The sequence below is a fragment of the Methylomonas sp. 2BW1-5-20 genome (assembly GCF_052474515.1).
Genome location: NZ_CP184127.1, coordinates 1,452,650 through 1,473,289, shown reverse-complemented (window position 1 = coordinate 1,473,289; position 20,640 = coordinate 1,452,650). Strand labels below are relative to the sequence as shown.

The 20,640-nt window shown below is 49.8% G+C and carries 19 protein-coding genes, 1 tRNA gene and 1 pseudogene; 6 read left to right on the top strand and 15 right to left on the bottom strand.

The genetic code is table 11. The features are described from left to right. Positions 1-7 precede the first annotated feature (7 nt). The 3 genes from ACH50O_RS06735 (at position 8) to ACH50O_RS06725 (ending at position 1,037) form a co-directional block, all read left to right on the top strand. Positions 8-85, top strand: a tRNA-Met gene (locus ACH50O_RS06735). Positions 86-221: 136 nt separating this feature from the next. Further along, positions 222-422: a hypothetical protein gene (locus ACH50O_RS06730; RefSeq protein ID WP_446811251.1), complete on the top strand. Its 201-nt coding sequence runs from the start codon at positions 222-224 to the stop codon at positions 420-422. Between the two features lie 78 nt (positions 423-500). Beyond that, positions 501-1,037: a hypothetical protein gene (locus ACH50O_RS06725; RefSeq protein ID WP_446811250.1), complete on the top strand. Its 537-nt coding sequence runs from the start codon at positions 501-503 to the stop codon at positions 1,035-1,037. Between the two features lie 506 nt (positions 1,038-1,543). Here ACH50O_RS06725 and ACH50O_RS06720 read toward each other — a convergent pair. The 5 genes and pseudogenes from ACH50O_RS06720 to cysM all read right to left on the bottom strand — a co-directional run bounded on the left by ACH50O_RS06720 (position 1,544) and on the right by cysM (position 6,024). Then, positions 1,544-2,280: pseudogene (locus ACH50O_RS06720) on the bottom strand (IS5 family transposase). Between the two features lie 107 nt (positions 2,281-2,387). Next, positions 2,388-3,191 (bottom strand): tRNA pseudouridine(38-40) synthase TruA, encoded by an 804-nt coding sequence (gene truA, locus ACH50O_RS06715; protein ID WP_446811249.1) that lies wholly within the window; start codon positions 3,189-3,191, stop codon positions 2,388-2,390. Between the two features lie 21 nt (positions 3,192-3,212). Beyond that, positions 3,213-3,734, bottom strand: a complete 522-nt coding sequence (locus ACH50O_RS06710; RefSeq protein WP_446811248.1) for a L,D-transpeptidase family protein — start codon at positions 3,732-3,734, stop codon at positions 3,213-3,215. After that, complete coding sequence (rlmD, locus tag ACH50O_RS06705) at positions 3,731-5,053, bottom strand: 23S rRNA (uracil(1939)-C(5))-methyltransferase RlmD (RefSeq protein ID WP_446811247.1); 1,323 nt, start codon at positions 5,051-5,053, stop codon at positions 3,731-3,733. The genes ACH50O_RS06710 and rlmD overlap by 4 nt, the downstream gene beginning before the upstream one ends. An 80-nt stretch (positions 5,054-5,133) precedes the next feature. Beyond that, positions 5,134-6,024: a cysteine synthase CysM gene (cysM, locus tag ACH50O_RS06700; protein ID WP_446811246.1), complete on the bottom strand. Its 891-nt coding sequence runs from the start codon at positions 6,022-6,024 to the stop codon at positions 5,134-5,136. A 126-nt stretch (positions 6,025-6,150) separates the two neighbouring features. Here cysM and ppk1 point away from each other — a divergent pair, with 126 nt between their 5' ends. Further along, entirely contained in the window at positions 6,151-8,220 is a 2,070-nt protein-coding gene (gene ppk1, locus ACH50O_RS06695) for a polyphosphate kinase 1 (protein WP_446811245.1), read from the top strand. Positions 8,221-8,229: 9 nt separating this feature from the next. Continuing rightward, positions 8,230-8,949 (top strand): DNA polymerase III subunit epsilon, encoded by a 720-nt coding sequence (gene dnaQ / locus ACH50O_RS06690; RefSeq protein WP_446811244.1) that lies wholly within the window; start codon positions 8,230-8,232, stop codon positions 8,947-8,949. Between the two features lie 4 nt (positions 8,950-8,953). On the opposite strand, the gene ACH50O_RS06685 is transcribed toward dnaQ, so the two are convergent. After that, positions 8,954-12,778, bottom strand: a complete 3,825-nt coding sequence (locus ACH50O_RS06685) for a DUF1631 family protein (protein ID WP_446811243.1) — start codon at positions 12,776-12,778, stop codon at positions 8,954-8,956. A 351-nt stretch (positions 12,779-13,129) separates the two neighbouring features. Between ACH50O_RS06685 and ACH50O_RS06680 the strand changes: the two genes are divergently transcribed. Continuing rightward, positions 13,130-13,588 carry an EVE domain-containing protein gene (locus tag ACH50O_RS06680; RefSeq protein WP_446811242.1) on the top strand — a complete coding sequence of 153 codons (459 nt, stop codon included), beginning with the start codon at positions 13,130-13,132 and terminating at the stop codon, positions 13,586-13,588. 2 nt (positions 13,589-13,590) lie between these two features. Here ACH50O_RS06680 and ACH50O_RS06675 read toward each other — a convergent pair whose 3' ends face one another. The 9 genes from ACH50O_RS06675 to aroC form a co-directional block, all read right to left on the bottom strand. Next, positions 13,591-14,064 (bottom strand): GNAT family N-acetyltransferase, encoded by a 474-nt coding sequence (locus ACH50O_RS06675; protein ID WP_446811241.1) that lies wholly within the window; start codon positions 14,062-14,064, stop codon positions 13,591-13,593. Positions 14,065-14,865: 801 nt separating this feature from the next. Further along, positions 14,866-15,324 carry a hypothetical protein gene (locus ACH50O_RS06670; protein ID WP_446811240.1) on the bottom strand — a complete coding sequence of 153 codons (459 nt, stop codon included), beginning with the start codon at positions 15,322-15,324 and terminating at the stop codon, positions 14,866-14,868. A 35-nt stretch (positions 15,325-15,359) separates the two neighbouring features. Next, a complete protein-coding gene (gene kdsB / locus ACH50O_RS06665; RefSeq protein WP_446811239.1) occupies positions 15,360-16,133 on the bottom strand; it encodes a 3-deoxy-manno-octulosonate cytidylyltransferase in 774 nt (257 codons plus the stop codon). Then, positions 16,130-16,321, bottom strand: a complete 192-nt coding sequence (locus tag ACH50O_RS06660; protein WP_033156289.1) for a Trm112 family protein — start codon at positions 16,319-16,321, stop codon at positions 16,130-16,132. Before ACH50O_RS06660 ends, kdsB begins: the two co-directional genes overlap by 4 nt. Beyond that, positions 16,314-17,267, bottom strand: coding sequence for a tetraacyldisaccharide 4'-kinase (gene lpxK, locus ACH50O_RS06655; protein WP_446812122.1), 954 nt, complete (start codon positions 17,265-17,267; stop codon positions 16,314-16,316). Before lpxK ends, ACH50O_RS06660 begins: the two co-directional genes overlap by 8 nt. 44 nt (positions 17,268-17,311) lie before the next feature. Continuing rightward, on the bottom strand, positions 17,312-17,746 hold the full coding sequence (locus ACH50O_RS06650; protein WP_446811238.1) for an ExbD/TolR family protein: 435 nt from the start codon (positions 17,744-17,746) through the stop codon (positions 17,312-17,314). Continuing rightward, positions 17,746-18,360, bottom strand: coding sequence for a MotA/TolQ/ExbB proton channel family protein (locus tag ACH50O_RS06645; protein WP_446811237.1), 615 nt, complete (start codon positions 18,358-18,360; stop codon positions 17,746-17,748). The genes ACH50O_RS06650 and ACH50O_RS06645 overlap by 1 nt, the downstream gene beginning before the upstream one ends. Before the next feature lie 34 nt (positions 18,361-18,394). Beyond that, positions 18,395-19,549, bottom strand: coding sequence for an MFS transporter (locus ACH50O_RS06640; protein ID WP_446811236.1), 1,155 nt, complete (start codon positions 19,547-19,549; stop codon positions 18,395-18,397). After that, a complete protein-coding gene (aroC, locus tag ACH50O_RS06635; RefSeq protein ID WP_446811235.1) occupies positions 19,550-20,638 on the bottom strand; it encodes a chorismate synthase in 1,089 nt (362 codons plus the stop codon). Between the last annotated feature and the right edge of the window lie 2 nt (positions 20,639-20,640).

Here is a 20,640-nt window from a genome sequence, read left to right as displayed (position 1 = left end):
ACCCAGTGGCGATATAGCTCAATCCGGTTAGAGCGCGGGATTCATAACCCCGAGGTTCCAGGTTCGATCCCCGGTATCGCCACCATTTATAGATTCAACAACGGTCAATAAGATTCAAGAAACCCGCAAGCTGCCTGGCACGGTGTTCACCGAGATTCATTGAAAATCACTTCAGAACAGGGGATAAGGGCAACCCATTTACCCCAAATGGAGTTACCCCCATGCTCATATCTGATATGGCTTGCAAGAACGCCCACAAAAACGAAAAAGCTAGCCAGGGCATCCCCTGGTTATTACGGCGCCTGCTTCCACTTGTTATTTTTCCTATTGCTACTATACTCTCGCCACCGCTCAAGGTTCCGGCATTTGCCTCAGCAAAACCGCCGTTATTAACCAAGCCGTTTCTGATCGCATCGCCGTGAACCTGGAATGGTGCCGCTGTTGGTGATACTACCCCCGCAACTGTGATCTGTACTTATTCTGTCGGTGGTAGGGCGTTAATGTTATCTGATGAGATAGATAGCGAGGTAGTTACTTCCCTCAGCTACAAGCTGCCGAAAAAGGTTTTCGGCCTGTATAAGTCCGCGAGTCTGCATACCAAGCAGGAACGCAAGTTGCCGGTTCAGTTGTATGTTCTGGCCGCTTGTGTGGTCTTGATGATCGTGATTGGTTCGCGCTTTAAAACCCGTTATGGTCACATTACCGCATCGTCCGAAGTGGCGGTCGCCAGTCCGGCGCCGGCCAGGGCTTACCGTTACGAAACGCCGGCGGTACCGCTAGCGAATCTTCGGCCGGCCGACAATTTCCTAGCGATCAATATCCGCCGCCACCTGATAGCCTGGCTAAGTTCGACTATAACCCCGAGCTGCCGAATGTGCCTGAATCCGCGCCGGCCTTTGCCGATCTGGCTAAGCCCGTGGTGTTTCCCAAGCTGTCCGGTTGTGTTGTCGATCGCAAGGAACCCGAAGGGTGCCGATGCTACACTCATCAGGCTACGCCGTATTTTGTCAGCCCCGATCAGTGCCGCGCGTTTGTGAAATATGGCCACTTTGATCCGTATAGGCCCGATGCCGGTGGTAGCGTAGCGAGTGCCGGTGCCGGTGGAGACACGCCAGGGCCGACAACACGCGGCCGGCCAGCGACAGCTAGCCGGTTGCAGGCTCGCCACCTCGAACCCGCCCCCCCCCCAAACCCACTCACTAAAAAACCGGTTTTGATGTTAAAAGACCGTGTTGCCGGTTTGGTTTTTCATAATCCCTCGACCTTGATCTGTGTCTAGGCAAGTTCCCATAGTCCGCTCCCATTCGCTTTTCCAGCTCCTCAGGCCGTGCAGCGGCGTAACAGAGCACCAGCGGTGCGAGACGGCCTTAATCGCAGGATATGCGCTCTGCCTCCGTTAAGGTGGTTACTGGCGTAGCCGTTGAGCTTATATCGCAGTGAGGTCTATTTCAGGTCTTTATCGAAGCGGGTTTTAGTGTGCCTTACCCTCACCCATGACTTCGCATAATGTATATTATGTAAAATAATAGGGGCTGTTGCCGTTTTACCTAGGCACCCAAATAAAAGCGCAAGCCAAAGTGATGACGCTTTCAAAATTGCGTTTCAGTTTGTCATAGCGTGTCGCGATGGCTCTGAAATGTTTCAGTCGCGCAAACATATTTTCAACCAGGTGGCGATATTTGTAGAGGTACCAATCCATGGCATCATTGCCAATGGTTGAATTCTGCTTTCTGGGAATGACGGGCATAGCACCTTTCTCTCGAATTTGAATCCGTAAGGGTTCGCTGTCGTAGCCCTTGTCAGCAATCATATAGTGAGCTAAGGGAAGCTTAGCCACTAATCCCGGCGCTTCTTTACAGTCGTGGACTTCGCCACCCGTGACCGAGAAATGAATAGGCAGCCCGCAGGCATCCACGGCCATATGGATTTTCGTCGTGTTACCCGCAACCGATTTTCCGATGGCTGTTTCCTGCGGATCGGCAGCGTCGCTACCCTGTTGATGCGCTTTCACGATACTGCCATCAATAAACACCCATTCCAAATCCGGCTCCACAACCAGCATCCAAAAGATACTCATCAATTTTTCTTGAAGCGACCAGGCATTGAATCGCTTATACACGGCATTCCACTTGCCAAACGTTTACCGGCAGATCTCGCCAAGGGCAACCTACTCGCAGACGATAAAAATCCCTTCTACCGTTTGCCGAAGCGTGGGCTTGTCGTAAACCCTCAAGCTCAACAGGAGGCTTTGAATTTATTCCAGTATTCATCCGTAAACATTTATAGTTTGCTTGCCTTTTGATTGAAAAATCAATCAATGAGGCAGAGCAGTTCAATTTCAAGGCTGTCGTTCCAAAATGGCAACAGCCCCTAATCTAAAAAGCAGATTAATCGTGACGCCGCGCATCCTTGGCTAACTTATTAAATAAAATGTTTTTTGCGATGCCGTAGCGCTCAGGATAATACACCGCAGCCAGATGTAAGCCATGCGGAGGTGCCGTCATAGCGGCTTGCGAGCGGTCTTTTAACGCCAGCAGTTCGAGCATCCACTCTACCGGACGCCGACCCATGCCGATTTCCATTAGTACGCCGGCGATATTTCTGACCATATGGTGCACAAAAGCATTAGCGCATAGATCGATTATCACGCGCTGACCGTCTCGATGAACATCGGCAAAATGCATCAAGCGGCTGGGGCTGACCGATTGACAGCTTTGAGCGCGAAACGAAGAAAAGTCATGTTCGCCAATTAAATGCTGTGCAGCCTGATGCATGATCTCGGCATCCAGCGTTTGGTAACACCAAGTTGCTTGACTGCGTAACAATGCCGATTTCATGGGACGATTTAAAATAACATATCTATAAGCACGGGCAATTGCGCTGTAACGTGCGTGAAAATCGCCAACCGCCGGTTGCGCCCAGGTAATGCGAATATCGTCCGGCAACTGACTATTGCCGCCCATTAACCAAGCGCGCATATCCCGCGCTACCCCGCAATCGAAATGCACCACTTGCTCCAGTGCATGCACACCTGCGTCGGTGCGGCCGGCGCACAGCACTGTAATCGGATGATTGGCGATTTTACCTAAAGCTTTTTCCAACTCGCCCTGCACTGTGGCCTTTCCTTCCTGCCACTGCCAACCGGCGTAATTGGTGCCGTCGTATTCGATGCCTAAAACTATTCGCGACATAGCAATTCGGCAAATAGGCGATTATTCATGAATCCATACCAAACAGCCGTTTGGTACCCGCTCGAATAAGGCAATTACGTCGATATTTAACATTCGGACACACCCGTGCGATTCGGGTAAACCAGTCATCTTTTCGTCCGGTGTTCCATGAATGTAAATGTAGCGCCAAGTACTATCCACCACGCCGTACCGGTTTTTACCCGGCTCCAAACCGCCAAGCCAGAGTATCCTGCTGAGGATCCAATCCCTTTCCGGATGTTCTAGCGCCAGTTGTGGGCTATAGATTTCGCCGGTCGCCCGGCGACGCACGAATACGCTATTGATCGGAAGACCACCGCCAATTTTGGCGCGAATCCGGTGCCAACCGGTAGGAGTGCAAAAACTACCCATTTTTTCGCCCGGACCGTTTTTTGCCGTTGAGACCGGATATTCGGCCACTACCATGCCGCTCTCCAATAAACGCATTCGCTGTTCGGCGATAGATATATCCAAATAATCCGTAGCGGTGACTAATGCATCCGCTCTTGTATTTGCGTCTTTCATTTCACGAACAAAGCTATCGACTCAACATGCGCGGTTTGCGGAAACATATCCATAACCCCGGCTTTCAGCAGTTTATAGCCCAGTTCATTCACCAAAATACCGGTATCACGCGCTAATGTCGAAGGATTGCAGGATACATAAACGATACGTTCGGGTTGCCAATGCTTTAAATTGTGCAGCACCTCCGATGCCCCGGCCCGGGAAGGGTCCAGCAAGACCTTGGTGAATTTTTGCTTCGACCATGGTTGATCTTTCAGGTCTTTGGTCAGATCGGCAACGTGAAACTCCACGTTGTCTAGCTTATTTAACTTCGCGTTTTCGCGGGCATGTTTGACCAGCGGCAAGTCCCCTTCTACGCCAACCACCTGCCCGGCTTGAGTTGCCAACGGCAGAGTGAAATTGCCCAGACCGCAGAACAAATCCAGCACCCTGTCGTCCTTGGTCAACTCCAGCGCCGCCAGCGCCCGCGTCACCATTTTTTGATTGATCGCATAATTGACCTGGGTAAACATCGCCGGACGGAAATTGAATTTAACGCCCTGCTCTGTCAGCGCATAACTCGGAATGACTTCGGGTTCGCCATCCAGAGGCACTATTGTGTCCGGCCCTTTAGGTTGCAGACAAATAGTAAGATCATGTTGATGGGCAAATTCGCGCATTCTTTGTTTATCGGCATCGGTCGGCGGCTCGAGTAGACGAAATGCCAACACACATTCCTTGTCGCCTATCGCCACTTCGATTTGCGGAATTTTGTCTTTCACCGTCAGACCGGCGATCATCTCGCCCAACGCGATCAATTTCTCGCCGACGATGGGGTTCATTACCTTACAGCTATCGATTTCCGCCAGAAACGGATTACGCCGTTCCCGAAAGCCCACCAACACCCTATTCTTTTTCGCCACCCATTTCACACCCATCCGGGCTTTGCTGCGGTAACCCCAATGCGGGCCGGTCAAGGCTTCCCAAATTTGCGGGATCTCTACTTTGCCGATACGCCGGAACTGATCGCGAAGTAAATCTTCTTTGAAGTTGATCTGTTCGGCATCGTCGACGTGCTGAAAACTGCAACCGCCGCAACTGCCGAAATGCGGACAAGCCGGCTCGACACGGTGTTCCGAGCGAGTCAATAAATTAACCACCTTGCCTTCTGCGTAGTCTTTACGGCTGTCGGTATACACAAATTCCAGAGTTTCGCCGGGCAACGCTTCGTCGATAAACACAACTTTACCATTGACGTGGCTGACGCCGCGGCCGTCGTGAGACAGCGATTCGATAGTGACAGTAACGGGATCTAGCGGGAGTTTTTTCTTGTGAGCCATTAAATATAGATGAGCGTAGGCCGGAATAAACGTAAGCATTCCGGCAAAAAAGTCTGCCGGCAAATCCCGGCCGAGATAAATTATGTCGGAAATACTCCGGTGGATAAATATCGATCGCCACGGTCGCAAACGATACTGACGATCAGAGCGTTTTTCACCTGCTTAGCAAGTTGTAGCGCTGCGTATACCGCACCGCCCGATGAGACGCCGGCGAAAATACCCTCGGTTGCCGCCAACTCCCGTGTGGTGTTTTCCGCATCGAGCTGATCCACCTCGATAATTTGATCGACGCGCGCGGCATCGTAAATTTTCGGCAGATACTCCTTGGGCCAGCGGCGGATGCCGGGAATTTTCGATTCGCCTTCCGGTTGCACGCCGACAATCTGTATCGCCGGATTTTGTTCTTTTAAATACTTGGACGTACCCATGATGGTACCGGTGGTACCCATCGAACTGACAAAGTGCGTGATCTGACCTTGGGTGTCTCGCCAAATTTCCGGGCCGGTGCCTTCGTAATGCGCACGGGGATTATCCGGGTTGGCGAATTGATCCAGAATGCGCCCCTCGCCGCGCGCTTCCATCGCACGCGCCAGATCGATAGCCCCTTCCATACTGCCCTTGGCAGGGGTCAGGATGATTTCCGCGCCGTAAGCTTTCATCGAAGCGATGCGTTCCGCGCTCATATTATCCGGCATGATCAAAGTCATTTTGTAACCTTTGATAGCCGCCGCCATCGCCAAGGCGATGCCGGTGTTGCCGCTGGTAGCTTCGATTAGGCGGTCTCCGGGTTTGATTTCGCCGCGTGCCTCGGCATGTTTAATCATACTGACTGCCGGTCTGTCCTTTACCGAACCGGCGGGATTGTTGCCCTCCAGCTTCAGCAATATAGTGTTGCCGCTCGCCACGGGCAAACGTTGCAGGCGCACCAATGGCGTATTTCCGACAAAAGACTCTATGGTTGGAAAATTCATGACTCTAACATCCGGTTATCGTTACGGCGGCGATTATAGCAAGTTCCAGGCCTTAAGCGCCGCTGTAACCCAAGGCTAAAAAATTTCCTTTATAATCGACTTACCGCAATCCAACCCGCAGCCGACATGGAATCCATCGATCTAACTAGCCCCGAGCTTTATCTCAACCGCGAACACAGTCTGCTGGAATTTAATGTCCGCGTCTTGGCGCAAGCCCTGGACGAAACCCTACCGCTATTGGAACGACTGAATTACTTATGCATATCCTGTTCCAATCTTGATGAGTTTTACGAAGTACGTGTCGCCAGCTTGATACAAATGGCGGAAATGGACCCCAATCTGGTTAGTTCCGACGGTTTGACCATTAACGAACAATTCGAAAAAATTTCAATTAAGGCCCACGAACTAGTCGCCGAACAGTACCGCGTGCTGAACGAAGTACTTATCCCGCGCCTGGAATCCGAAAATATCCGCTTCCTACGCCGCGACCGCTGGAGCCCGGCGCAGAAACTCTGGCTGGAAAAATATTTCAACGAAGAACTGCTACCGATTCTGACCCCGGTCGGCCTGGATTCCGCTCATCCGTTTCCGCGCATTCTGAATAAGAGTTTAAATTTCATCATCTCTTTAACAGGCAAGGATGCTTTCGGCCGCAACAGCGGCCGCGCAATTTTACAAGCGCCACGCGCCCTGCCCCGTATCGTACAACTGCCGATCACGGAGACTGATAGCGGACCTTACGATTTCGTGTTTCTGTCCTCCATTATTCACGCCTTCGTCAATGAGCTATTTAACGGCATGATGGTCAAGGGGTGTTATCAATTCCGGGTCACGCGCAACAGCGACTTTTTCGTCGATGACGATGCGATAGACGATTTGATGTTGGCCGTGGAAGGCGAGTTGGCGATGCGCAATTACGGCGACGAAGTGCGCTTGGAAATCGACGGCAATTGTCCGGAAGAAACCGTTAATTTTCTGTTGGCCCGCTTCGACTTAAAACACGACCGTTTATTTTTAGCCAACGGCCCGGTCAATTTGAGCCGTATCCAAACCATTTTGAACATGGTGGAACGGCCGGATTTGAAATTCCCGCCATTCAAATCCAGCCTGCCGTCGGCATTGGGCCGCAATAAAGACATTTTTGCCAGTATCCGTAAGCAGGATATTTTATTACATCACCCGTACGAGTCATTCTCGCCGGTGGTGGATTTCATTCGTCAGGCCGCTGCCGATCCGGATGTGCTTGCCATCAAACAAACTCTGTATCGTACCGGCGTGGATTCGCCCATCGTCGCGGCTTTGATCAAGGCTGCCCGCGCCGGCAAGGAAGTGACTGTCGTCATCGAGTTACGGGCCCGCTTCGACGAAAAGGACAATATCGGCTTGGCCGCCAAACTTCAGGAAGCCGCGGCGCATGTGGTGTACGGTGTAGTCGGTTATAAAACCCACGCCAAAATGTGCATGGTCTTACGCAAGGAAGGCGCCACGTTACGTAATTACGTTCATTTGGGTACCGGCAACTATCACCCGAAAACCGCCCGACTCTACACCGATTACGGTTTGTTTACCTGCGAAAAAGAATTGGGCGAAGACGTGCGCCGGGTATTCATGCAATTGACCAGCTTGGGCAAGGTGAGCAAGCTGAATAAGCTGTTGCAATCGCCGTTTACTTTGCATCACGGCATCATAAAGATGATCGATAGGGAAATCGAGCATGCCAAAAAAGGTAAGCCTGCGAAAATTATTATCAAGGTCAATGCCGTGGTCGAGGAACAAGCGATTCAAGCCCTGTATCGGGCGTCGCAAGCCGGGGTGGAAATCAAAATGATTGTGCGCGGTGTCTGCTGTTTGCGGCCGGGCGTACCCGGCGTTTCGGAGAATATCGAAGTGCGCTCCATCGTCGGCCGCTTCTTGGAACACACCCGCATCTACGCATTTTGCAACGGCGGCGACTGGTCCGTTTACGCCTCCAGCGCCGATTTGATGAACCGCAACATGTTCCGCCGGGTGGAAGTCTGCTTCCCTATCGCCGACCGAAAGATAGCCGAACGGATACTTACCGACCTGGATGCCTATTTGCGCGACAACTCTCAAGCCTGGCAATTGCAGAGCGACGGCCAATACCGGCATTTACGCGCCGATGATCAACCTGTTTACCAAGTACAAAGTGAATTACTGAAAGCTTTTTGCGGATAGGATAAAGTCATGAGTCAACGACCTCGCCAAATTCGGCAAGTGGTACTGGATACCGAAACCACCGGCATCAATCCCAAGGAAGGCCATAAGATTATCGAAATCGGCTGCGTGGAGTTGATTAACCGGCGTTTAACCCGCAACCATTTTCACGTGTACCTGAATCCGGACCGGGAAATCGATGCCGGCGCTATTGAAGTGCATGGCATCACTAATGAGTTTTTAAAGGATAAGCCTCGCTTCGCCAATGTCGTCGAAGACTTTATGCGTTTTACCCAAGGAGCGGAGCTGATTATTCACAACGCGCCGTTTGACGTTGGCTTTTTAAATCACGAATTAGCGTTGCTATCCGGCGAACAGCGCCGCGTCGAAACCAACAGCACCGTGTTCGACACCTTGGCGTATGCCCGGAAAAAACACCCCGGAGCACGCAACAGTTTGGATGCGCTGTGCAAACGCTACGGCATAGATAACAGTCACCGTGAGTTGCATGGCGCGTTGCTTGACGCGGAAATCCTGGCCGACGTGTATCTCCTGATGACCGGCGGCCAGGCTTCTCTGTTGGATGAGGGCGATCATGCGAGTAGCGGTAACGAACAAAGCATCGTGCGTTTATCCGGCGACAGGCCGGCATTGAAAATCATCACTTGTAGCGTCAAGGAGGAGGAGGCTCACCAACAAAGACTGGCTAAAATCGCCAAAATCAGCGGAAATTGCCTCTGGCAACAATAAGCTGTCAAAAGCCCCAGAACTCGGTATCTTCAAACGAAAAAAACGGCGTCTCGGGTGGCAGCTCAACCACCAGTTCGCTTAACGGCATCGGCTTATGTACGCCATAACCTTGGGCATAGTCAACGCCGATTTCTCTTAATAACTCACGTATATCGTTATTCTCCACATATTCGGCAATAGTGGCCAAGCCCAATGAATGCGCAATTTCATTCATGGATTTCACGATGGCAATATCGGCTTTATTATGCAAAATATCCTTAACAAACGCACCGTCTATTTTTAGATAATCGATATTCAAATTCTTTAGATAAGAATAGGAAGAATATCCCGAGCCAAAATCGTCCAGGGAAAATTTGCAGTCGAATTGCTTGATGGTGGCAATGAATTTATTCGTAAAATTTAAATTTTCCGCAGCAACCGTTTCGGTAACTTCAAAAATAAGCTTATTGGTCGGCACATTGCTTGAACGCAAAAACTCCGTTAAAAATATCAAAAACTCTTCGCTATTAATAGATTGACCTGATAAGTTAATAGCAAAGCCGTCAATATTGTCGAAATATTTTTTGTTGAATTCGATCCAGTGAAATACGTTCTCAATGACCCAACGATCTATTTCCGGCATGCGTTTACAGCGTTCCACGGCAGGTATAAACTGATCCGGCGGAATAATCTTGTCGTTTTCGTCTTTTATACCCAGCAGAATTTCGTAATGCTGATGACCGCCATTCGATTTATCTACCGGGGCAATCATTTGGCAACGTAAAAATAATCTATTGTCGGAAAATACTTTATCGATATTACCTATCCATTCATATAGTTTATTTTGCCGGTTTAAACTTTCATCGTCGTAAGCAAAAATCAGTACTTGGTTTTGCCCGGAACGCTCCGCAGCCATGCTGGCCGCGTCGGCATGTTGCAGTAATTCATTGACATCGTAATTGTCCTCTGAAAATGGAACCAAGCCCATGCTCACACCGATAGAATAACTCTTGTCTTGCCATTGAAATCTGGCGTCGCTTATGATTTTCACCAGTTTTTTCGATAGTTCATACCCCTCATCGACATTACAGCTTTTGAATAAAACGGCAAAGGATTTATCTCCTAATCTGCCGAACAAATCAGTTTCCCTTAACTGATCTTTTATCAATTGAATCAGATGTTTTAGGAATTGTTTAGAGCCAGATGGGCCGCAGATATTCGTAATATCCCGAAAATCCAAGACCTCTATATGGTTAAGCATGTGGGAAGAGTTATCAAGTTTGGCGACTTCAAGCTTAAGTTGTTTAACAAACTCGTCTCGAGTAAGCAGGTCGGTGTCGGTATCGTGAGTTGCGTTGTAAATCAGCTTACTATGCATTTTCTGCAACATTAAGTTAGTTGCGCGCTCCATTAGTGGTGCATCGAGACTTTCAATTCGACTGGCACCGCCGCTTTCCAAAAGATCGGCTAATTCTATTTTATTAAATTCCAGTTTATTTAAACCATCGCGATTAACAAATACGCAAATTGGAATAACATCGCCAATCCACACTAATTTCATCGGCTCAAAACCCTGTGAACCGTGAAAAATCATTAACCATTCGCCAACGCGTAGCGGCTCCAAATGCGCAGGCCAATCATTGTCCGCTAAGTGACGAGCCGGTTTCGAAGCATGAAACTTTACTGTTTCTATCGGTTTTCTAACTTTCGGTAAGCCAGTACCTAATAACTGGGCAGTTAACTCTTCTATAACATTATCGCGTTGAAATAAATTAGTACAGACCGAACCCAAAGACTCCTCTATGAATTTAAGCGTTTCTTCGATACTGATGGACTGCATTTTTAAAAGAGATTCTTGCTCGTAGAACCAAAACATCAAGTCGTCTATCACTTTTAAATATTTTTGCTTTTCTGCCGGATCCTGTTCTAAGTTCAATTCGGCTATGACCAACAAATTTTTCCACCCCGATTCCAATAAAGTCGGAATAATCGCTGGAACGGTCTTACCAGCCAAGCGCTTATCGATTTCCTGCCGAATGGAAAGCCTGGCGGTTTCCAGTTTTTGTTGGCCTTCGTAAGGCTCTACGGTACGTTTAATATTGATATCTAATGACTTGGCGACTTGTTTGGCGACGTTATCCAATTCATGTTCCACTTCCGCAAAAACCTTAGGGTTACTGATCGACTCATTCGAAATGCGGGCAATCGCTTTTTCTATCGTATCTTTAATATTAATGTTTTTAATGACTCGATTACTCTTTACCGCCGGCTCCAAAACCGCGAGCTGGTTGAGTATATTCCGAACCGGATGCGACTCGGCGTCGAGAAAATCATTGCCTTGCAAGGGTAGGGAAAGTAATGGTAAGTAAATGCTTTCCAGATAAGACTTTATTTCTGATGAAAATGTCAAATCGCCCAATAGGGTTTCAAAGAATTTTCCATAGACTTCAAGATGATGAACGTCTGCATTGGAAAGTGATTTCGCTGTATCGACACTATTTTTCAAGCTGTCGTTCAGATTTCTTTGCAACGCGCTGGGATCCAAATGAGGCAGGGATTTAGCCGTGACGTTTTTTTGTATTCTGGCGATTGCGGATAAAACCTCATCGGCATTAAAAAAAGAATGTGTCTCTTCTAAGGATTCTTTATTGTCACCGTATAAACCTGCTGCCGACATGACGGCGGTTTCATTTAATATGTTTAGTAATTTCCCCGTGACCTGCGCCAACGGTTGTTTGGAGCCATGACTCGAAAACGCTACCGGATTTAAAAAACTATCCTGTGAAACCGGTACTTGCTGCGAGAGCGGCTTTGGCGAATCTTGTACCCGGCTTCCTTGATAGCCGTAGATAGGCGTGACGATACTAGCCGACTTGCATTTGGCTAATATTGTTTCCGTCTTTTTATACAAAACAGGCAAGTTATGAACTAATGTTTTTCCAAAGCCGCTATAAATAGTTTTTTTGACGTTACCACTTAACTCCAGTTGCAAAATTATTTCGCGAAAACTATCGCATAGAATCGCTGGGCTAATCGGATTGTTGATGTCGGCATTCGATAAACGACCAAATACCCGGCAAAACTCTCTAACTAATAAGTTTAGCTCTTCATCAAAGTAGCTGTTAAGCTTCCTGATGATGGCAGACATATTTAACCAATCTTCAAAATCCTGTTTTTCGATCAACGCTAATGAATCATGAGATAAGGGGTCGTGTTTTATTTCGATACTATCGGAAATATAATCGACTTGATAGACAACAGAACAGCAAAATTCGCTGGCAATCAAGCCTCTATTCAGCTTTAAGGTTGTAACAAAGTCATCTAAAACCGAGCTGTTCTCAAATAACTCGAAATGTTCGTTAGCCCGCTCCAGATCTTCATTAATGGTTTCAAAAAAATTACCCAATAATATCGGTAATTGATCTAACAACATATTTTTGAAGGCGTGCTTGAAGTTTTCCTGATTTAACTCTTTTGAAGGAGCATCGAGACTCTCTGAAGAACCCGCGTTGGTAGAGGAATGAGCGGCTTTTTTTAGGGCTTCAAATGTCGCTACCGGCATGTGTTCCACGAAAACACCGACACCGGCGGCCGATACGCGGCATATTTTTGCATTGACTTCATAGGTCTTCAATCCAAATTCTTGCTGAATCGCGAAGCGGACTGTAATGATCTTATTTAAAGAAATGTCTGCGCTAGAATTTCCCAAACCCAGGAAAAAACCGCCGGTGCAAAAATCCAAAATACGGCAATCTATGGCGGTTAATTCTTCTATTATTAACAACGCCTTTAGGTCTATCGCATACCGAATATAACGACGACGTTTGCTTTTTATAATACTGGCCGGCATAAATCAGAAGAAATATAAAATCAAACTACGCAAATTCATTTAGCAACCACATCAGCAACCTGAGGTTAGGGAAAACTTCAAAGTTATCGATCAAGTCCTTCTGAGCCGGTAAGAATGACGGTAAAACTACCTTGTAGCCTAACGACAGTACTACCCTCACACTATACCATGTCCATTTAGAGTATATGTACCTGAACAAGCGCCAGATGCCGCTATTGTCGAATCAGTTTAGTCCAAAGATGCTTTACAGTTCAGCGCAGCGTAAGGAGGTGTTGTGAATTTACTTGCCGTTTACGCGCTAGTTTGGGATAAATGAAGCGAACCCTCAAACCACTCAAATCAAAGAGATCTATGAATTACTGGCTAATGAAATCCGAACCGGATACCTTCGGCATCGACGATTTATTCAAGCGTCCCGCGCAAACCGAGCATTGGGACGGTGTGCGCAATTACCAAGCTCGGAACATGATGCGCGACGACATGAAAATCGGCGATCAGGTGTTTTTTTACCATTCCAACTGCGAGGAGCCGGGTATCGTCGGCATCATGCAAGTGGCGCGCGAATCCTATCCCGACTTTACTGCTTTCGACCCGGACGACAAGCACTTCGATCCGAAAAGCAATCCGGACAAACCCACCTGGTACATGGTCGATGTTAAGTTCGTCAGAAAGCTATCGCGCAATATCAGTCTGCGCGAACTGAAACTGAAAACCGAACTGGCCGATCTGGCTTTGCTGCGCCGAGGGAACCGTCTGTCTATCATGCCGGTGAATGCCGAGCAATGGGCATTTATTCTTAATTTGGAGTAAGTCTAAGCTTTAGGATCGTTTAGGGACACGCTCATTACCGTCACGCGGTGGTCACGATAATATTCGTCGTCCATCGCTGTCCAGCCAAGTTTTGCATAAAAATCTACTTGATCCGGCGTGAACAGATAGAGTTTAGTAACCCCGGCTGTCTTGGCTTGTAACATGACATGCTGTACTAGCTTCGCCCCTATGCCCTGTCGGCGAAACTCGAGGGCCACATAAACGCTGGCCAACCACGGCGTCAGTTCGGGGCGGGTATCCATATCGCTTTCTATGATGGCTGCCGAGCCGGCTAGCTGGCCTTCATGTTTGTAAATGAAAGTACTCGGGATTAGTTTGTTACCTAGATAGGCTTGCATTCTTTCGATGCGCTGTTCGATGGTTTGGCCGGGATTCAGGTTTGACCACTCGGCTTGGTGCCATTGGGCTAGGGTTGGGATTTGGTGGGGTTCTTGGGAGAGGTTGATGATAGTCATAATTTGATGTCGCTACCGCGACGGACTGTTTTGAAGTCGGGTCTCGGCCCGACAGCCGAGATCCTTTTCTTTGCTTGTCCAAAGAAAAGGATCCAAAAGAAAAGACACCCGGATTTCGCCCTGACCCTGTGCTTCTCGTTTTTTGCTGGGGTTGGCGAAAGGGGCTTCCTGCCCCCTCGCCAACGAGCGGCATCCCTGCCGCTCCCCTCCGGGCTATTCCTGCAAAAAACTGCGATGCTCGGGGTCGAAATACGGGACCAAAACTCTCCCGATGACAAAAACCTCTTGATTAGCAACCTGCTTCAGCTAAACCATAAAGTCCGTCATGCCCGCTGGTAGCGGGCATCCAGTGCCATGGATGGCAAGCTTCTAGATATCCATGCAGTCTTGATTTCGGCATTCCCCTTGTGCCCCAGAGGGTATGCCGAAACGACGATTTACCGGATGCGTGAGGAATTTTTATAAATAACCAATACACATCTGCTACACAGCGGCGGTGTTCCCCCGTATGCCGCGCCGAGCACCGGAGCTTTTATCGAGATCAGCCCGAAGGGGCACCGCAGGGATGCGGTGCGTCGGCGGAGGGGCTGGGAAGCCCCTTCTGCCGACCCTCGATAAAAGCTTCGGCGCGCAGGATCAAAGCGGCATCCGGGCCGCCTTTTCTTTGGATACTTTCTTTTGGCGGAGCAAAAGAAAGTATCTCGCCTTCGGGTGCGAGAACCCGATTAAATTAAGCAGTCGCGATAGCGACACATAAATGCAAGCCAGCGCGAGCGCAAAAAACGTGAGCACCCGACTCAACTAGGCCCAGTAAGTTAAACGAATCATTTCGGCCAATCTCCAGCCAATAAAAAATAATGCCCCAACGATAAGCATTCGAAATTGCCAAATACCATAGAATTGAGCTTTACCGACATTATGAGAGATAGCCTTCCTTACATCTGAAATAGCAATATCTGTTAATTCCGGGTGCGGTGGCTGGTCTGGATGAGCCCCTAACATTAGCTGCAACAGACTGTAGTTTGAGTAAATATATGTTTGAACCCAGATCAAGTTCTTACAACCAAAATAAAAACTAATACCCCAGAACAAAATTGCCAACGCAGCAGGACTTAGCCACCAAGACAAGGTCATTCCATCAGCTTTCTGCACGGCAAATCCAATAGCCGCCCCAGCAGCAGTCAATAAAAAATACGTGTATTTTTCCTGACCAGCTTGGTGCTGTCTATGTAATTCAAGCAGATCTGTTTTATCTGGCATATGAATAAATTGAATACAAGTAGAGTTCCAAAAAACTATGCAACGACAGCTTTCAATCGATTAGAAACCCTCACCAAATCCTCCACCGTATCCACTCCCGCCTCCGGCGTCCTATCAACAATCTTCACCAAAACCCTCTCCCCATGCCAAAGAATCCTAAGCTGTTCCAACGACTCAACACTCTCTAACGGCGACGCAGACCAACTGCAGTATCGCTGCAAAAAGCCCACCGTATAAGCATACATGCCAATATGCCTGAGATGCGACAAACTGGAAGACGCTATATCGTGCTGATCAGGAAAAGTCGCGCGGTTCCAGGGAATCGGCGCCCGGCTGAAATACAGCGCATACCCGTCTTTGTCCAATACGACCTTAACCGCATTCGGATTGAAAATCTCCTCCGCATCCAAAATCTTCGCAGCTAAGGTCGCGATGCCAGCCTGATCCTGTCCCGCAAGAGCCAAAGCCGCATCGCGAATATAAGCCGGCGGAATCAAGGGTTCGTCGCCTTGCAGATTGACCACGATCTGCTCGTCGGCCCAACCCATCACCTGCGCAACTTCGGCGATCCGCTCGGTGCCGGATTGGTGGTTGGGATCGGTCATCACTGCTTGCAAACCTAAATCGCCGACCGCATCGAAAATGCGCTGGTCGTCAGTCGCCACCACCACTTGCTCGGCGTCGGCTTCCAGCGCGCGTTCGCAAACGTGCACGATCATCGGTTTACCGGCGATGTCCAGCAAGGGTTTACCCGGCAAGCGGGTGGAACCGTAACGAGCCGGAATGACGACTTTAAAAGCGGAGCTCATTTGCGCAGAGCGTCCGCTTCTTCAAAACTCAATTCGCGGGCTTCGTCTTCCAGCATCACCGGGATATCGTCGCGGATCGGAAAGGCTAAATTGTCGGCCTTGCAAATCAGTTCCTGCTTGTCTTTATCGTAAATCAACGAGCTTTTGCATAGCGGGCAGGCCAGAATCTCGAGCAGTTTTTTATCCATGAGCTTTGTCTTTGAGTAGTTTTAAGAGTTGTTGGGAAAATGCCTCGGGCAGCGTGGCATCGATAGGTAGATACCAGTGCCGGTCATTGGCGAGGCGTGTGCACTTCACCGCGTCTTTTTCGGTCATGATCACCGGGCGTTGATCTTTAAATTGCAAATCTTCGGCAGTAAACAAGTAATGATCGGGAAATGCGTGAGTTTGGCAATCCAGGCCGGCTTTGGTCAGTTGCGTAAAAAAACGCTGAGGGTTGCCGATGGCGGCGATCGCATGACAAGCCACGCCCTGAAATTCTAGCAGCGGCTTACGCTCGCCGGTTTTGAGATTGACCAGTTGCTGCCCCTGGCATTGCATCGGCCACTCGCCTTCCAGCAATTCTTCCGGGCCGTTGACCACCACCAAATCGACCTGCTTCACCCGTTCCGGCGGCTCGCGTAGCGGTCCGACCGGCAGGCAGTAACCATTGCCGAACCGGCGCTGGCCGTCTATCACCACAATTTCGATATCACGCGCCAACGCGTAATGCTGCAAACCGTCGTCGGAGATCAGGACATCGCAGGCGTGCGTAGCCAATAATTGCCGGCCTGCCGCTACCCGCTCCGCCCCCACCACTATCGGGCAAGCACAGCGCTTGGCCAGCAATACCGCTTCGTCGCCAACCTGGGCCGGGTCGCTGTCTGCGCTAACAGCTAGCGGGCCGTTACCGGCGGCGCCTGCGTAGCCGCGGCTGATCACGCCGGGTTTGTAGCCGTTTTGTTTCAGGAGCTCGACCATCCAGATCACCAGTGGCGTCTTACCGGTGCCGCCGACCGTGATGTTGCCGACAATAATCACCGGTACCGGCAATCTGGTTTTTTTCTTGATCCCAACGCGGTACGCAAAGCGTCGCAAGCGAACCGCATCGACATACAGCATCGACCACGGCATGAGCCAGGCGGAGATATACATCTCTTTATACCAGGCATCCTCAAACCATTTGACTAGCTTCTTGTTCACGGTTTTTCCGGTCTGTTAATGGCAAAGGTAATGTGATGAAAACCCAGCTGATTAGCCGCGTCCAGCGCGCTGACAACAGCCTGATGCGGGGCCTTGCCATCGGCGCTGATGATAAACGGCAACAGCCTGGATTCACCGGCGGTTTGCGCCAAGGCCGCCTTCAAGCCATCGAGATTCTGATTTACCAGCTCGTGAAACTGGTTGTCGTCGCCGGCCAAGGCATATGTGCCTTTAGCATCGACATATAAATTGATCACTTTACCCTGCTCCGTCGCATCGCTGCCTTGGGCTTCCGGTAAATTGATCTTCAATTCGGAATGATGGCGAAAGGTGGTGGCCACCATGAAGAAAAACAGTAAAACCAACAACACGTCTATCATCGGGATTAAACCGATGTCGACCTGCGTGCGGCGTTTGCGGCGGAATTGCATTAAATGTCCTCGCGCGCGCCTTGCATGATGTCGATCAGGCGCAGCGATTCTTCTTCCATCCGCACCACATGATCGTCAACCAGCCGCTCGAAATAGCGATGAAAAAACAGACTGGGGATAGCGACGGTTAAACCGGTGGCGGTACAAATCAAGGCTTCTGAAATGCCGCCGCTCAGCACGGCCGGATCGCCCATACCACCAATCGCGATGTCGGAAAATACCCGAATGATACCGTCCACGGTACCCAGTAATCCTAATAAAGGCGTGATAGAAGCGATGCTGCCCAGAGCGTTTAAATAACGCTCCAGCTCGTGAGTCACCTGACGGCCGACTTCTTCGATGCTGGATTTCATGATCTCCCGGCCGTGCTTGCGATTCAGCAAACCGGCGGCCAAAATCCGGCCCAAAGGCGAGCTTAGTTTGATGCGGCGTATTGTGGCCTCGTCCAACTTATGTTCGCGATGCAATTGCCAAATATAAGGCACCAGATCGTTGGGAATAATACGTCTACGCTGCAGGGACCAGAAGCGTTCCCCGATGATCGCCATCGCCACGATTGAACACAGAATGATGGGCGCCATCATCCAGCCGCCGTTTTTGATAACTTCAAACACTTTTATTATTCCTCATTGATGAAACCAGCCGATTTTAACCCAATCGCGGCCGAGTTTCGCGGGCCACGCCGATAAAGGCAATCAACAGCGCCAGGCAGCACACCATGGCCGCGACGATATAGACCAGCCGCCCGCCCAGCAAGTCCCAAAAATAACCGCTATATAGGCTGCCGATCATGCCGCCCAGGCCGAAACTAATGCTACTGTACAACGCTTGCCCCTTGCTTTGATGGCGTTCGCCGAAATACTGATATAACAATTGCATCGCCACCACATGCGCCACGCCGAAAGTGGCCGCATGCAGGATTTGTGCGGCAATAGTTAATGGCAGGGACTCCACGCCGTCGGCAATCAGCAGCCAACGCAATATGCTGAGTAATACCGCCCAGAGCAGCAAGGTACGGGGCGTAAACCATTTCAACAATTGCCGCATGGCGATGAATAGCAACACTTCCGCGGCGACACCGGTCGCCCACAGCAAACCGGTTTCGGTAGCCGAATAGCCGTGCTGTTTTAAATAAACCGAATAAAACACGTAGTACGGACCGTGCGCAATTTGCAGCAGCATGTAAACCAGCAAAAACGCAAGCAACTCCGGCTTCAGTAAAATCTGCCGGATGCCGCCGATTTCATTATGTGTGCGGCAGGGTTTGGCTTCCGGGGTCATCAAAGCCATCAGCCAATTCAGCAGCATCAATCCGCCGATAATCCATGGCAAATAAGCAATGCTGAAATAGTCCAAAAACCGACCTATTCCCAATACAGCGGCGATAAAGCCGATAGAACCCCACAGTCTAATATGGCTATAACGCTGCGGCTCGGCTTTTAGATGAAACAAAGTCGCGGCTTCGAACTGCGGCAGGGTGGCGTTCCAGAAAAAACTGAAAACTACAGTGACGCCGGCAAACCATAGATAATCGCTGCGGTACAAAAACGCCGCGAAACACAAAACGGATAACAGCGATGTAATTCTTATCAGGCTTAAATTACGCCCGGTCTTATCTGCCAACCAGCCCCAGTAGTTCGGTGCGATAATTTTGGTAGCCACCAAAAACGCAGTCAACTCGCCGATTTCTGTGGCAACGAAACCGACTTGTTTCAGGTATAAACTCCAAAACGGCAGGAATGCGCCCAGCGTGGCGAAATAGCAAAAGTAAAAGCCGGATAAGCGCCAGTACGGTACGCTCATTCAGCGCAGGATCGGCAATCCGGAATTTACATGCAGATTCTGCGCGCGGTGCCTTAACAAGTGATCCATTAATACTATCGCCACCATCGCTTCGGCGATGGGAGTGGCACGGATACCGACACAAGGATCGTGACGGCCTTCGGTGACCACTTCTATGACTTCGCCTTTGCTGTTGATACTACGGCCCGGCAAACGCAGGCTGGATGTGGGTTTCAAAGCAACCCGGGCCACGATGTCCTGACCGCTGGAAATACCGCCCAAGATACCGCCTGCATGATTGCTTAAAAAACCGTCCGGGGTGATTTCATCGCGAAATTTGGTACCTTTGGTATCGATGCAATCGAAACCGTCGCCAATCTCCACGCCTTTTACCGCATTGATGCTCATCAAGGCGTAGGCTAATTCAGCATCCAAACGGTCGAAAATCGGTTCACCCAAGCCGGGCGGCACATTGCTGGCAATCACTTCGATCTTGGCACCTATCGATTCGCCTTCCTTACGTAAGGCATCCATGTATTTTTCCATTTCTTCGACCTTGCCGGCATCGGGACAGAAGAAGGGGTTGTTGGGGATTTCGTTCCAATCGAACGCGCCGATCTTGACTGGACCCAATTGCGACAAATAACCGCGCACCAGGATGCCGTGCTGCTGAAACAGATATTTCTTCGCAATTGCGCCGGCCGCAACCCGCATTGCGGTTTCTCGCGCCGAGGAGCGGCCGCCGCCGCGATAATCTCTAAACCCGTATTTATGCTGATAGGTGTAATCGGCATGGCCCGGCCTAAAGCTCTCGGCAATTTTCGAATAATCCTTGGAGCGCTGATCGGTGTTTTCAATCAGCAAGCCAATAGGACAACCGGTGGTTTTACCTTCGAACACGCCGGACAAAATTTTCACTTCGTCGGCTTCGCGGCGTTGTGTGGTATGCCGGGAGGTGCCCGGCTTGCGCCGGTCCAGATCGAGCTGCAAATCGGCCTCGGACAATTCCAGCCCCGGAGGGCAGCCATCGACGATAGCCAATAAGGCCGGGCCATGGCTTTCGCCAGAGGTAGTAACGGTAAATAATTTTCCTATGCTGTTTCCGGACATGG